General features: G+C 55.7%; 10 protein-coding genes. 9 read left to right on the top strand and 1 reads right to left on the bottom strand.

Annotation, left to right across the window (positions count from 1 at the left end; all coding sequences use genetic code 11):
• The first annotated feature begins 169 nt into the window (after positions 1-169).
• From bioB to AC2FID_RS08250, 6 genes are read left to right on the top strand one after another with little or no spacing between them, the layout of a single operon-like run.
• Complete coding sequence (bioB, locus tag AC2FID_RS08225) at positions 170-1,150, top strand: biotin synthase BioB (protein WP_496836297.1); 981 nt, start codon at positions 170-172, stop codon at positions 1,148-1,150.
• On the top strand, positions 1,147-2,280 hold the full coding sequence (locus AC2FID_RS08230; RefSeq protein ID WP_496836298.1) for an 8-amino-7-oxononanoate synthase: 1,134 nt from the start codon (positions 1,147-1,149) through the stop codon (positions 2,278-2,280). The genes bioB and AC2FID_RS08230 overlap by 4 nt, the downstream gene beginning before the upstream one ends.
• Positions 2,277-2,897 carry a dethiobiotin synthase gene (bioD, locus tag AC2FID_RS08235; RefSeq protein WP_496836300.1) on the top strand — a complete coding sequence of 207 codons (621 nt, stop codon included), beginning with the start codon at positions 2,277-2,279 and terminating at the stop codon, positions 2,895-2,897. The genes AC2FID_RS08230 and bioD overlap by 4 nt, the downstream gene beginning before the upstream one ends.
• Positions 2,894-4,180: an adenosylmethionine--8-amino-7-oxononanoate transaminase gene (gene bioA / locus AC2FID_RS08240; protein WP_496836302.1), complete on the top strand. Its 1,287-nt coding sequence runs from the start codon at positions 2,894-2,896 to the stop codon at positions 4,178-4,180. Before bioD ends, bioA begins: the two co-directional genes overlap by 4 nt.
• A complete protein-coding gene (locus AC2FID_RS08245) occupies positions 4,177-4,797 on the top strand; it encodes a pimeloyl-ACP methyl esterase BioG family protein (protein WP_496836304.1) in 621 nt (206 codons plus the stop codon). The genes bioA and AC2FID_RS08245 overlap by 4 nt, the downstream gene beginning before the upstream one ends.
• Entirely contained in the window at positions 4,794-5,552 is a 759-nt protein-coding gene (locus AC2FID_RS08250; RefSeq protein ID WP_496836306.1) for a methyltransferase, read from the top strand. Before AC2FID_RS08245 ends, AC2FID_RS08250 begins: the two co-directional genes overlap by 4 nt.
• A 6-nt stretch (positions 5,553-5,558) precedes the next feature.
• Here the strand turns inward: AC2FID_RS08250 and AC2FID_RS08255 are convergent, their stop codons facing one another.
• Positions 5,559-9,119, bottom strand: coding sequence for a PA14 domain-containing protein (locus AC2FID_RS08255; RefSeq protein ID WP_496836308.1), 3,561 nt, complete (start codon positions 9,117-9,119; stop codon positions 5,559-5,561).
• A gap of 179 nt (positions 9,120-9,298) precedes the next feature.
• Between AC2FID_RS08255 and AC2FID_RS08260 the strand changes: the two genes are divergently transcribed.
• The 3 genes from AC2FID_RS08260 to AC2FID_RS08270 all read left to right on the top strand — a co-directional run bounded on the left by AC2FID_RS08260 (position 9,299) and on the right by AC2FID_RS08270 (position 14,420).
• The gene (locus AC2FID_RS08260; protein ID WP_496836310.1) at positions 9,299-11,002 is read left to right on the top strand and encodes an ABC transporter transmembrane domain-containing protein; all 1,704 of its coding nucleotides are present in this window, start codon (positions 9,299-9,301) and stop codon (positions 11,000-11,002) included.
• The gene (locus AC2FID_RS08265) at positions 10,999-13,092 is read left to right on the top strand and encodes a peptidase domain-containing ABC transporter (RefSeq protein ID WP_496836312.1); all 2,094 of its coding nucleotides are present in this window, start codon (positions 10,999-11,001) and stop codon (positions 13,090-13,092) included. Before AC2FID_RS08260 ends, AC2FID_RS08265 begins: the two co-directional genes overlap by 4 nt.
• A 65-nt stretch (positions 13,093-13,157) precedes the next feature.
• Complete coding sequence (locus AC2FID_RS08270; protein WP_496836314.1) at positions 13,158-14,420, top strand: HlyD family type I secretion periplasmic adaptor subunit; 1,263 nt, start codon at positions 13,158-13,160, stop codon at positions 14,418-14,420.
• Positions 14,421-14,447: the final 27 nt, after the last annotated feature.

Here is a 14,447-nt window from a genome sequence, read left to right on the forward strand (position 1 = left end):
GGATAGAATGTTCCGCATCGTTTGCTAAAGCGGCGTTGGCACAGCGGACCATTGCAAGCATCCGCGTTTTTCCGCCTGAGTGACGCAGATGGTAGAATCTGGTTGTGATAACAATCTTTATCTATAAAAGAATGCGTAGCCATGAGAGTTCTCGAAAAGTATCTATAAAATGAAAAACACCGCCCCGATATGGTCCCGCGACGCTGCTCAAGCTCTGTATGACCTTCCGCTGATGGATTTGCTGTTTCGCGCGCAGACAGTGCACCGGGAGAACTTTGATCCCAACAAGGTCCAGACATCGAAACTGCTGTCGATCAAAACAGGTGGCTGTGCCGAAGATTGCGCCTATTGTTCGCAATCAGCACGGAACGGATCCAAACTTTCGGCCTCGAAACTGATTGAGGTTCAGCGCGTTCTGACCGAAGCCCGCAAGGCCCGCGACGGCGGGGCAACCCGTTTCTGCATGGGTGCCGCATGGCGCGAACCCAAGGACCGCGACATGGATGCGCTTGTCGCAATGGTCGAAGGTGTGCGCGAGATGGGGATGGAAACCTGCATGACCCTTGGCATGTTGGACGATAATCAGGTGGTTCGTCTGCGCGATGCGGGGCTGGACTACTACAACCACAACATCGACACGTCCGAGCGGTACTATCCCGAAGTCATCACAACACGCACTTTTGCAGACCGCATTGACACGATGAACCGCGTGCAGGAAGCGGGTATCAAGGTCTGTTCCGGCGGTATCCTTGGAATGGGCGAGGAGGTTCAGGACCGGGTCGATATGCTTGTCACTTTGGCCAATATGAACCCAGCACCAGATTCAGTGCCGATCAACATGTTGATGCCGCAGGAAGACACACCTTTAGCAGACGCCAAGCCGATCGATCCGATCGACTTTGTAAGGGTCATAGCCGTAGCGCGGATCATGATGCCACAGTCTTATGTACGGCTTTCCGCCGGGCGCAGCGATATGAGTGAGGAATTGCAAGCCATGTGCTTCTTCGCCGGTGCGAACTCGATCTTTGTTGGTGAAACGCTTTTGACAGCAGAAAACCCCGAAGAAGACACTGATGCTATTTTGTTTGCCAAGCTTGGGCTGCAGGCGGAAACATCAGCTGAAAAATCCTGTTTGGATGCTGCTGAATGAAAGCACTGAGTCGGTTGAACTCGATGCTTGAAACGTTGGACACCCGGAACCGCCGCCGGGAGTTGGCGCAGCCGCGCGGTCTGGATTTTGCTTCCAATGATTACCTCGGATTGGCGCAATCGGCATTCCTGCGCGATGCCGCGCAAACGGCATTGGCGCAGGGCGTGCCGCTGGGATCTGGTGGTTCCCGTCTTTTGCGGGGCAATCATCTCGAACATGAGACGCTTGAAAACGAGGCCGCCGCCTTTTTTGATGCTGAGGCTGCTTTGTTCATGGGCGGAGGATTCCAAGCCAATCAGGCGATTTTCTCGACCCTTCCTGCCGCCGAAGATCTGATCCTTTACGATGCTTTGATTCATGCAAGCGCGCATGAAGGCATGCGGATGGGACGCGGCCAAACGAGTGCCTTTGCTCATAATGACGTTACCGCAGCGCGTCTGGCCATTGAGGCGTGGTTGGCAGAAGGCGGGTCTGGCCAAATCTGGATCGCCGTGGAAAGCATCTATTCCATGGAAGGCGACATTGCGCCCTTGGCCGCGCTGTCTGATCTGGCCTGCGAACACGGTGCCATATTGGTCGTGGATGAGGCTCATGCGACCGGAGTATTTGGCCCGAACGGTAAAGGTCTGGCGCATGGTCTTAAAGCTGAGTTGCTAACTTTGCACACATGCGGCAAAGGGTTGGGGGTTTCTGGAGGTCTGATTTGCGGCCGCCGGGTGATGATCGAAACACTCATCAACCGCGCGCGTCCGTTTATCTTTGCCACGGCCCCATCGCCGTTTAACGCGGCCCTTGTTCGCGCGGTTCTGCAGGATCTTCAAACAGATGCTTCGCTGGGCCTGAACGCCCTGTCCCGCATCCGCCACGCGCATGCCGTCGCACGTCAGATCGGCACACCCCAAGAGGCGCTGAACAGCCAGATTATCCCCATTATTCTGGGCGATGACGCCAAAACCATGGAAATGGCAGCGACGTTACAGGCCAAAGGTTTTGATGTCCGTGGTATCCGGCCGCCGACCGTGCCACGGGGCACGTCACGCCTGCGCGTCTCGATCACCGGCAACGTGGGCAAGGACGACATATGCGCCCTGTTCGAAACACTGGCGCATCAACAGACGGAGGCGGCATGAGCGCTGTTATCGTCACAGGCACCGACACTGGTGTCGGAAAAACGGTTTTTGCTGCGGGCCTGACAGCCGCGCTTGGCGCAACCTATTGGAAGCCGGTGCAATCCGGGCTGGAGGATGCAACGGACACAGAAACCGTCGCGGCGCTTTCCGGTGCTGAAATTTTGCCGGAAGCCTATCGGCTGAACATGCCAGCCTCACCACATTTGTCGGCCGAAGACATGGGTGTCGAGATTTCGCCGGATCGACTTGCGCTGCCGCAGGTCAACGGCCCCTTGGTCGTCGAGGGGGCAGGCGGGATCATGGTGCCGCTGAACCGCAAAACCTTTTTCCTTGATGTCATCTCGGGGTGGCAGGCGCCCGTGGTTCTTGTGGCCCGGACCGCGTTGGGGACGATCAATCACACAAGCCTGTCCCTGATGGCCTTGCGGGGTGCAGGTTGCAACGTTTTGGGCGTAGCGTTTGTAGGCGACGCTGAGCCAGAGGTTGAACAGACCATCGCCGAGATGTGTCAGGTTACCTATTTGGGACGCTTGCCGTATCTTGAAACCCTGACGCGGGAAACGCTGTCGGATGCTTTCGATGCGATTGACACAGCAACAATTCGGAGGGCTCTGTGACCGCTCTGGAGTTTGATGCCCGCCACCTTTGGCATCCCTATACGAATGTTCTGAACCCCGGTCCGATGCATCTGATCACCGAGGCCGAAGGGGTATGGCTGACCCGGGAAGACGGCACTCGGATGATCGACGCAATGTCGTCGTGGTGGTGTGCGGTGCACGGGCATCGTCATCCGGCCATTACTGCTGCGATGCAGGAACAGCTGCGGCAAATGCCCCATGTCATGTTCGGTGGCCTGACGCATCGACCTGCAATTGACCTGGGACGCAAGCTGGTCGAGCTGTTGCCTGACGGGCTGGATCGCATTTTCTACAGCGACAGCGGATCGGTCGCGATTGAAGTCGCTTTGAAAATGGCCGTGCAGTTTCAGATGGCGCTGGGTCACACGGGGCGCACGCAGTTTGCGACCATTCGCGGCGGTTATCACGGGGACACATGGAAAGCGATGAGCGTCTGCGACCCCGTGAATGGGATGCACGGGCTGTTCAGTGGCGCGCTGTCAATCCAACATTTCCTGCCACGCCCGCCGATATCGTTTGAGCAGGAATGGACGGATGATCCAACCCTGAATGGGCTGGATGCTTTGGAAGAGCTGCTGGAAACCAAGGCCGATCAAATCGCGGCCCTGATCCTTGAGCCTGTGGTGCAGGGCGCGGGTGGTATGTACTTCTATCACCCCAAGTGGCTAAAAGGCGCGCAAGACCTGTGTAAAGCACTTGGAATTCTTGTGATTTTTGACGAAATCGCGACCGGGTTTGGTCGCACGGGCGAACTGTTCGCGATGAACCACGCCGAAGTGGTTCCGGACATCATCTGTTTGGGCAAAGCTTTGACTGGCGGCCATATTACTCTGGCCGCGACCGCCACGACTGAAGATGTCGCGCGCCGAATTGGGGAAAGCGAAGCCAGCGTTTTGATGCATGGCCCGACCTATATGGCCAACCCGCTGGCCTGTTCTGCCGCGGTGGCCAGTCTGGAACAATTATCGGTCAGAGATTGGCGTGCCGAAGTGCACGCGATCGCCGACCAGATGAAGCAAGAGCTTGCCCCCGCACGTGAATTGCCAGGCGTTGCCGATGTGCGCGTGCTTGGCGCGATCGGGGTCATCGAAATGGAGCAATGGGTTGATCCTGCGGTTGCGCATGCGCTCGCACCCGATACCGGCGTTTGGTTGCGCCCGTTTGCCCGCAACATCTATTGCATGCCGCCTTACATCATCTCTGCGAATGAATTGAGCCGTGTAACATCGGCCATGATCTCGCTCGTCAAAGGCATGTCATGAAACAGCGGTGGTTATCGCGTTCGGGAACGGATGAATTGATCCTGATTTTTGGTGGTTGGGCGCTGGGGGCTGCGCCTTTTGCTGGGCTTTCAGGGCACGGTGATGTGCTATTCGTCGACGACTTCCGCCACCTTGACGATCCTCTGCCTGATATTGCGCAATATGACCGCGTCAATCTGATTGCCTTTTCTTTTGGTGTTGCATCTTTGGGTCATTGGCTGGCGCAAACCGGGTTTCGTCCCGATCGGCTGATTGCTGTCGGTGGCACGCTATGTCCGGCTGACCCCGAGCGTGGAATCGCACCGGATATGATCCGCGCCACAGCGGATAATCTGACCGAAGCCAGTTTCGCAAAGTTCTGTCGCCGTGCTGGAATGAACGGGCCGGTGCCTGAAATTGATCTGGAGGCTGCGCAGGCAGAGCTTCACGCCGTGATCGACCGTGGTGGCGCACCCGAGGTGGCGTTTGACCGGATTTGGATCCCCCAGCGGGACCGTATTATCCCGACCCCCGCGCAAGAGGCGGCATGGGCGCACCAACAAGCTGCCGTGCGTGGTATTGCCACCCCGCATGTCCCGTTTCGCGACGGTCAGAACTGGCAGGTGTGGGTCGCATGAACGTACAGATCGCAGACCGCGTTCAGCGCAGTTTCAGCCGCAGTTTCCGCAGCTATCACGGCTCGGCCAGCCAGCAAGCCAAAATCGCGGATCGGCTGGTCCAAGAGATGCGGGTCGGCGGCGCGCCGCATCGTTTCGCGACCGGATTGGAATTTGGCTGTGGTACCGGCCACCTCACGCATCGGGTGTGTAGCGCATTCGATATTGGCCAGTTGACGGTCAATGACCTGTCGCCCGAAGCAGCTGAGACCGCAACAGCGGTCGGCGCAGACTTTTTGTGTGGTGATGCCAAAGCTGTTGAATGGCCACCTCAGCCCAATTTGGTCATTTCCGCATCCATGATCCAATGGCTGTTCGATCCCGAAGCCTTCTTGCAAAAGGCGGCCAACGCATTGGCTCCTGGAGGTTGGTTGGCGGTTTCAGGCTTTGGACCAGAACAGTACCGGGAGCTGATGAAAGTCGGCTCCACAGCCAAAGCGCCGGGCCTGTGCCGATCTGAAGATTTGGCCGCGGCGGTCGAAGGCCGGTTAGAGATTATCAGTTGCGGCGAAATTCTCTCTGCATTGCGCTTTGATACGCCCCGAGGCGTTCTCAATCACCTTCGAAGAACTGGGGTCAACGGGCGCGCGCAGAAGGCCTGGACCAAAACCAGCCTTGCTCAATTCTCGGAACACTATGTCCGACACTTTGGTGACGATGATGGCGTGACCCTGACATATAACCCAACATGGATCGTGGCCCGCAAACAAGGTTGAATATTGCTACCAATCAATGCGCTCATAGGCTTCGGTCTGGATGCACGAGATCTCAGAGCCCGTGTTGGTCAGTACCGCTTCGGCCATGACATCACCGTCGTTTTCCGCGTCACTTTGCGAATGATCTATGTGCCACGGCGCCGGCGGTTCAACCTGCATTGTCGCAGCAAGCGTTTCGGACAGATCAATGGCAAAGTCTTTTGCATCTTCATCTGTCTGCCCGACCTCCAGTGCAAAGGGAATCTCCGAGGTCAATTGCGCCCCATTAAATCCGGTGTCCGTCACCAAGATTTCTCCGTCGATTGAGCCTTCGAATCCTGGGGGCGGGGATATCTCAAGAAAGTCGAGATCCCAGCCGGACAGATCCGCCGAACCGCCATCAGTCATCAGTGAATCCTCACCGCTGATCAGAAGCGTATTTGGTGGTAGCCCTTCCAATGATACAACAGCCTGATCACTTGCTTGGTCCAGCTCGATTGCGACTTCAAAAGCCCCGTTTTCACCAAAATTCGGGGCTGGGTCGGCCTGCAAAAGCTCACGCCCCGTTGTGTCGGGCCCATCCCATTCCAATTTCAACCCCGCACGGCCGTAGTTCTCAAAATACCGAACTTCGATATCATAAGTGCCAGGTTCCAGGTCGATTTCTCCGGACCGCGTCCGGAACCCATGCAGACCATCATTGTCCACAATCCTAACCCCGTTGACGAAGACTGCTACGCCATCGTCCGCACCGGCAAAAAAAGTGTAGGAGCCGCCTTCTTCTATTGTGATCTTACCTTCGAGCTTTGCCCCAAACGTATCCCTTGAACCGCCTTCCCAGAATGAGTTGCGACTGTTTTCAAAATTGATTTCAGGCACAAATTCCCGATGCGCCGGGTCAGCGGACCAGTCGATGTCGTCCAACTTTGACAACCTGTTGTCCATGTCAAAATAACTGGCACGGAATCCGCCCACAATTTTGACATCTGGTGAGGGCAGGTCGGCCTGAGTTACTTCGAAAGTCAGGTATTGTACGCCGTCGTGACTGCTGTTTTCACCGGTCGGCGTAGAATGATGCAGGGCTGCTTCGACTATTCCCGCAAACTCTGGCGGCGGTGTTATGGTGATCATCTCACCTTGCCAGCCTTCCATCTCTGCGATCCCGTCCGCGTTTGCTGTGAATGCGGTTCCGCCAGCCTCGACAATTGTTCCGGTGGGCAGACCTGTCAGTTCGAACGTGGTTTCATCGGTCACGCTGAGCGTTCCCATATCCACATCAATGGCCAGCGGCATCCCCGAAACGGTTTGGGCCTCGGACATGTCCGGGGCTGTAACCACCTCACGTCCGTCAAGACCTGGGCCCTCCCACTCAAGCTTCAGTCCAGCCCGGCCGTAATTTTCGAAGTATCGGATTTCGATCGAATGTGTTCCCGGTTCAAGCTCAACTTCACCTGTTCGAGTTCGAAACCCGTGTAGCCCATCATTTTCAACGACCGGTTGGCCGTTGATTACCAACATCGAGCCGTCATCGGCGCCCAGAAAGAAAGTGAATGTTCCGCCTTGCTCAACCTCGATACTGCCATTGATCTGGACGCCAAACGTGTCTTTTGCGCCTCCATCCCAGAATGTGTCGTGACCGTTAGCGTAGTTGATTTCGGGCTTAACTTCTTCATGGGTCGGCTCTGCGGTCCAGTTGATGTCTTCCAGTTTGGAAAGACGATGATCAACGTCGAAGTATTTGGCGTGAAACCCTGACGAAAACGTCATCTCGTCCGTATCTGCCACATTGACCGTAAAGCTTTCGATCTGACGTAACCCGCCTTCGTCAATCACCGTGACATCAATAGTGACCGAGGATGCCTCTTCATAGTCCATTGCCACGCCGGGTTTCAGACGCAGTTGATTGTCAATAACTTCGAACCGGTCATCCGAGATTTCAAACTTATGGGTGTCGTGCAAATCCGCATCCACGAAACTGAGTTGCCCCACAACGGCCCCATCGACGTTTTCGGCCACTGTCTGCTGCGCGGCGGTCAGAGTGATGTTATCAACCAGGGCGCCGTAGGTATCATTCTGGCCCTCAGGTTCGCGCAGTTCCAGCGTGTCTTGCCCGGTTCCAACAACCTGCATCTGGAACGTCTCCCAATCAGCGGATTGCGGGTCCAGCTCCGCCACCAGATTGCCGTTCCAATAGACCTCGACTGTATCGGTTCCACCTGCGAGGCGCTCACGCAGGTCAATGCCCAGATCATAGAGCTGACCATCCTCTGTCTGGACGACCTGGGAAATACTGTCGATGCCCCGACCATGATCCATCTCGAGCAGCTGATCGCCATCGGATGCACTCGTACCGCCTAAATGATCCCAGATTTCCATTCCATGTGCGTCTTGCCAGGATCCGCTTTCATCCGAGCCAAAGCCTTTCCACCTGCCTTTATCCAAGTCAAATTCTTCGAAACTGCCATTCTGAATGAGGTTTTCAGAGGTGTTATCCAGCACAAGACCTATCGGATTCTCGTTCAAATTCTGAACCTCCACGATGAAACTCTCGGCCAGGGTGGCCCCACGAGAGTCCTTGACCGTGACGTCGACTTCTATCTGTGCCGTTTCCTCATGATCCAGTGCAATCCCGGGCTTTAGTTGTAACTTGCCGTCAACGATGTCAAAGCGGTCGTCCGAGATGTCAAAGCTGTGCATGTCCGACGCATCCGGGTCGACGATCGAGATGTTTCCGATCACCGCGCCGTTGGCGTTCTCGGCGACTGAAGTGTTGTCCAGCACAAGGCCTGTCGGACCCTCGTTCACATCCTGAACCTCTACGATGAAACTCTCGGTCAGGGTGGCCCCGCGAGAGTCCGTGACCATGACGTCGACTTCTATCTGTGCCGCTTCCTCATGATCCAGAGCAATGCCAGGCTTTAGCTGCAACTTGCCGTCAACGATGTCAAAACGGTCGTCTGAGATGTCAAAGCTGTGCGTGTCCGACGCATCCGGGTCCACGATGGAAATGTTTCCGATCACCGCGCCATTGGCGTTCTCTGCAACAGATGTGTTGTCCAGAGTGACCTCTTGCGGCGCGTTGTTTTCGGTCTGTGTGTCGGTTGAAACTGCCGGCGCTGCATCCAGATTGGGTACGCTTGGCGGCTCTGGACGAGAGGCCGGACCGCTTACATGGGTTTTTCCCAAACCTTCGGTTGTTTGGGGCGTTGGAATTGCAGCACTGATTGTTTCCATTCCGGCCGCGCTTTCGTCAATTTCCGTCGCCTCTGCCTTGGGGTTCTGTGCAATTGACCCAGCCGACGAGCTCGTTGAATGAAAAGTGTGGGCGACAGGATCAGTGTTTGTGACGTTGCCGGATTGTTGTGCATGCACGGTGCGACGGTTCAACTCTTCCGGGGCACCCTCGCTCCGAATGTTAGGTTCCATTATCCCAGAGAACTGTTGGCCTGTGTGTAACGAACTGCGCGTCGGATCTTCGCTTGGCCCGACAACATTGCGGGAAAGATGAGAGGCGATCTCGTGTTTTTCATCCCTATCCGCCGGTACGGACCTTGGGTGAAAATTCAGGTCGTTCTCTTGTTTACCCATCGCACAATTCCCCAAACAACAGCTGATTCACTGAATTTGGTAACACGCGTCCGCCGATATTTGGCAACTAAGCGTTTAAACTTAAAGGTAAATCCTAGGCAAGATGCGTCGGAGAATTTACGGGTCTTAAACGGAAACCGGCCACTCCTGCTGAAATGATCGAGGGGGTGAAAAGCATCATGGAACCGCGTGGATTTGTTGGTCGTATTTCGGCTTCTCACTTTGATATCCCGCTTTGGGTTGCCTCTCTGACTATGAATGTTCTGTCGCTTTTGATGCCGATTTCCATCTTGCTGATATTCGATCGGGTTATCCCATTTCAGTCTACAGACACGCTGCGCGTATTGACGGTGGCACTGGTGATCGGAGCCTTTTTGGAGCTGTTGCTTAGACAGTGCCGTGCCGTCCTTTTGACAACCACGGCTGAGGGGGCAGCGGTCTGGAATTACCACCGCTTTATGACCAAAGTCCTGAACGCGAATTCTCTGGCCTTCTCACGCGAACCCGCCAGCAATTATGCGGAACGCTACGCAGCTATCGGCCAGTTGCGGGACTACCATTCGGGGCAAGGGCAAACACTCTCGATTGATCTGCCCTTTACGGTCTTGTTTGCGATTTTGATCGGATTGATCGGGGGGTGGCTGATTTTGGTGCCATTGGGCGCGTTTTGCGTTGTGATCACCTTCGCAGCGGTCATGAAGCGGGGGCAGTGGGCTTTGTTCAAGCACCGCAAGTCCCTGGACACACGCCGATACGCGTTCTTGACCGAGATTTTGTCGAACATGCCCACGGTCAAGGCAAACCGGATGGAGCCACAAATGGCCCGCCGCTTTGAATTGCTTGAAGATCAGACCGTCGATAACAGCAAAAAGCTGATCCATTTCTCGGGCTTTGCACAAAGCTTTGGAGCCATCTTTTCGCAGATGACTGTTGCTGCGATGGGGCTGCTGGGGGCCTACCTGGTGATCATCAACCTGATTGGCATCGCCGAATTGGCCGCCTGCATGCTGTTGAATGGTCGAATTATCCAGCCTTTGACCAAACTAATGGCGATGTGGGTTCAGTCGGAAAACTCTGCCATTTCACAAGCACGATTGCACGAAATGGAACAGCTTGAAATCGGGCAAAGTGTAGGGCTTTCCTACGATCACTTGGGTCAGATCATGGTTTCCGGTTTGTCCATGCGCCGTTTGAAAGGAGAGGGGGGAGCTTTCTCGCCCCTCAACATTCAGGTGGAGCAAGGGCAGGGCGTTTTGATTGAGCCCGAAGAAAGCTGGATGGTCGAAGCGTTGTTTGACGCAATGACGGGGCAGCGAGAACCAGATGAGGGCAGCTTGTCCATTGGTGGCATACCGGCCTCACAGCTGATCGGGTGGCGCGGGCACGATGCGCTGGTTGCGCTCGAAGCCGAGCCCGCGATCCTGTCGGGAACACTGCTTGAAAACATCAGCGCTTTTGGTGACGCAGAGACCGTTGATCGCGCCAAGCAGATTGCCGTCGCACTTGGGTTAGAGAAACGCATTCACCGTTTGCCCATGGGTTATGCAACCCTGCTTAACACCGGAACCGGGTTTGAGGCCGACCCGGTGAACCGTCATCTCATTGCATTGACACGGGCCTTGGCGCTGCGGCCGCGGGTGCTTTTGATGAATGAACCAACAGCGGTTTTAGATACAATGGAACGCCAAGCTCTGGCGGATTACCTCCAATCCGTTTCTCCGCGGCCTACGATGTTTGTGGCAAGCCCGGACCCTCGGATGAGGCAGATAACGCACAAGTGCGTTCGCTTAAGTTTGTCAAACGCCCTGGATCTGGCGGCATGGGCGGTAGACGCAGATCTTGAACGGACTGCCGCGGAAGCCTGGAAAAAGGGTGCCGCATGACCGTAATGAATACTCAGATTGCAAGCGGGTTGCTATTTAGACTGCTATTGGCGGGCGGTTGGCGCAATAATGAAGACCGGCTGCTTGAGGCGTTTCCGCACGTGCTGGATCGGCTCCGCCCGGATGACATTTTCGAGACGTTGGAAAACCTCAATATCCCCTACACGCAGATCAGATGTCGTGAACGCGAGATCACGGATCACGAATGCCCGGCATTGATCATACCGAGCAATGGTGCCTGCTACCTTGCGTTGGATCGGATAGGTGGCACGCTGCAAATCAGCGACGATCTGAACCCAGATCTGAACCACCTTAAGCCCGGCCGCCGATGGTGCACCGTCATCCGGATCGACCGCTTCACGCATCACCAGACAGACAGGCGGTTCACATCTGTCCGCTCGGCATTCGCAGAATTAGGCCCGATGTTGCCCTGGCTGCTGATCGCCTCGTTGTTGTCCAACGTTCTGGGGCTTATGGCTCCATTGCTGATCATGGGAATCTACGAACGAGTCATCCCGTCGGGTTCTGTTAGTTTGCTGGTTTCGCTGATGATTGGTGTGGTGATTGTGGGGGCGTCAGACTTGTGCTTCCGCCATGCGCGCACGCGGGCGCTGGCATATGTTGGCTGGCGTGGAGAGCGTCAGTTGATGATTGCGCTGTTTCGCAAACTGATGTCCCTGCCGCTGAGCCAGCTCGGGAAAATGGATGTAAACCAACAGCTATCGCGTTTTCGCCAATTCGAATCCTTGCGCGATGCATTTACCGGGCAGGTCATGACGACCCTTCTGGATCTGCCATTCGTGGTGATTTTCTTTGCGGTCCTTGCATATCTCGCACCGCAGGTCGGGCTGCTGACGCTCGGCTTGGCGGTCTTTCTTGTCTTGCTTGGCGCAATCATCATCCCACATCAAAAACGGTTGGATCAACAAACCGCAGAGGCCGCCGCCGCTAGCCAGTCGGGCGTTCAGGGCGCTATTCTTAACCAGCGGGCCATTGCAGATCTGGGGATGCAAAACCAATGGTTGGACCGCTGCATGCCTCTTGCACTGCGCGCAGAAACGGCCGCGCGCCGCAGCCGTCAATTTCAGGCGCTTGCGCAATCATTGGCTCAATCCGTTACGGCACTTGCGACGATGGGGGCCGTCATCTTGTGCGTGCATGGTGCGTTGCGCGGTGATATCAGCTTTGGTGCGTTGATCGCCTCGATTGCGTTGGTGTCCAAAATTCTGGCGCCGATTCAGTCTCTATGTTCCAGCTTCCCCCAGATCCTTTCCTTCCGAAGCAGTCGAAATCAGGCGGATCGCGTCCTTGATCTTGGCGAGGAGATCGAAGTGGGGCTGGAACAAACGCACCAAAAAACTTTAAGCGGCGCGATTGCATTTTCCTCTGTCACGTACCGGCCGGACCCTTTGAACGCGCCTGTCCTTTCGCAAGCCAGTTTCAACTGTGATCCGGGCGAAGTGGTACTGGTCATGGGCCGCGATGTGGCAGGTCGCACAGCGGTGCTTGATCTGATCGACGGCCTCTATACGCCTCTGACTGGTACGATTGAACATGACGGCATCGACATTCGTCAGATTGCCAGGGACGAATTGCGTAAATCCATAACCTACACCACCTATAACACGTCGATGTTCTACGGCACTGTTGCCCAGAACTTTCGATTGGCTTCGCCGTCTCTTACTGATGACAACATAATGTCTGCTTTGACCGACATGGATTTGCTGGATGACCAAGGGCTTCTGCCAAACGGCATCGACACTCGTTTGACCGACGGTGACCTGGCGCAGATGCCATCGGCAACCTTAAAGTCGCTGGTCCTTGCACGCAGCATGGCGCGACTTTCTTCGGTCTATCTGTTTTCCGAGCCAACCAACGGCCTTTCCGACCATCGACGGGCGTGTTTCAGAAACTGGATCCGCGCGCAGCAAGGGCGCAAGACAGTGGTCATAGCAACGGCGGATCGCTCATTCATGCAGATTGCAGACCGCTTCATCTTTCTGAACGGGGACAAGGTTGTCGTGAACAGCACTGGTGATGCGGGGCGCAAGAAACTTCAGGCCGTATTGAAAACGCTTGGGAGGGAATAGTGAAATCAGGTTCAAAGAAAAGTGACACGTCCGGTCCAATGGAACGCGCAAATTGGAGGCGTCGAATGCGGCGGCCACGATTTGCGGCTTTCCTGTCGCTTGCGCTTTCCGCCATGGTTGGATGCCTGGTGGTTCTGGCAGGGCAAACTGCTGTTCCCCAGGTCACCCGCGCCCCAGGGACGATCCTGCCAGTTGGCGCGTATCCACAAATAGAAACGATGCCCGGCGGCATTGTCCGGGCTGTTCACGTCCGCGATGGTCAGTTGGTTGAAGCGGGGGATTTGCTGGTTGAGCTGCATCACCCGGATCTGACGCGGGAAAGAGATGTTACGTCCGGCCAGCTTGTTGCGGTTCAGCGAGACCTGGCCACAGCGTCTGCTGTACTGGCGGTATTGGATCGCGAAGCTGTGCCTGACAAGGCGGAAATTGATGCGCTCAAGGGCAAGGGCCTGACTTCTGCGGCCGCAAGGCTGGACCTTTATGCTGAAAGCCAACGCATTCAGCTGGCCTCGATCAAACAGCAAGAAGGGACGTTGGATATTCTGATACGGGCCACGCAATTCGCGCAGGACCGCGTTCGAAAGAAAGAGGAGATTCTTGAGAGATACGCACAGTTGCGGACGCAGGGTCTAAAATCCCTGAGCGATTTCCTTGAGGAAGAGGATGAAGTGGACGCGGTTCGCGCGGCTGCATCGGACGCCCGGGTGCGCCTTGCCGAAGCCCAGAGCGCATTGATGCTGGCCCGCGCAGCCAAAGCAGAAGAAACCCTGGCGTTGCGAGATGAGGTGCTGACCCGATGGGCCGAACTTGAGCAAAAGCGCGTGGAGTTGGAGATATCGCTAGACGTCGTAAATTCCAAATTGTCTGCACTGCGTATTTCTGCCCCAGCACGTGGAACTATACAGGCGGTAACATTTCCTAACCCAGGGGAAGTCATCGCGCCGGGCGAAGTGATTTTTGAGATTTTGCCAACCCGTCGCGCCTTGGTCGTAGAAGCACGTATCACCAATTCCGAGGTCGGCCATGTTGCGGTGGATCAGCCGGTTTCAGTAAGCGTAGACACGTTTGATGCCAGGCGTTTCGGTAAGGTTGAAGGACGCCTGCAATCCATCTATCCTGTGCCTCTGACCGATGAACAAACCGGTGAAACCTATTTCAGGGCCTCGTTTCAATTGGCCGAAACCAAGGTTGGTACGGGCCCGTGGGAACGTCCACTTCAAGCTGGGATGACTGTTGTTGCGGAAATGACGACGGGCGAACAGACGCTGCTTTCCTACCTGTTGAAGCCGGTGCAGATGACAATGGAACGTGCATTCAGTGAGCGGTAGTTTGCAGCTGCAGAGCGTCAGCGCATT

Source organism: Ruegeria sp. CDSC068, from assembly GCF_059610545.1.

Bases quoted from the DNA above. Each gene is read 5' to 3' on its own strand.
- bioB (WP_496836297.1), top strand. From the start codon at position 170: ATGAAAAACACCGCCCCGATATGGTCCCGCGACGCTGCTCAAGCTCTG.
- AC2FID_RS08230 (WP_496836298.1), top strand. From the start codon at position 1,147: ATGAAAGCACTGAGTCGGTTGAACTCGATGCTTGAAACGTTGGACACC.
- bioD (WP_496836300.1), top strand. From the start codon at position 2,277: ATGAGCGCTGTTATCGTCACAGGCACCGACACTGGTGTCGGAAAAACG.
- AC2FID_RS08245 (WP_496836304.1), top strand. From the start codon at position 4,177: ATGAAACAGCGGTGGTTATCGCGTTCGGGAACGGATGAATTGATCCTG.
- AC2FID_RS08250 (WP_496836306.1), top strand. From the start codon at position 4,794: ATGAACGTACAGATCGCAGACCGCGTTCAGCGCAGTTTCAGCCGCAGT.
- AC2FID_RS08255 (WP_496836308.1), bottom strand. From the start codon at position 9,119: ATGGGTAAACAAGAGAACGACCTGAATTTTCACCCAAGGTCCGTACCG.
- AC2FID_RS08260 (WP_496836310.1), top strand. From the start codon at position 9,299: ATGGAACCGCGTGGATTTGTTGGTCGTATTTCGGCTTCTCACTTTGAT.
- AC2FID_RS08265 (WP_496836312.1), top strand. From the start codon at position 10,999: ATGACCGTAATGAATACTCAGATTGCAAGCGGGTTGCTATTTAGACTG.
- AC2FID_RS08270 (WP_496836314.1), top strand. From the start codon at position 13,158: ATGCGGCGGCCACGATTTGCGGCTTTCCTGTCGCTTGCGCTTTCCGCC.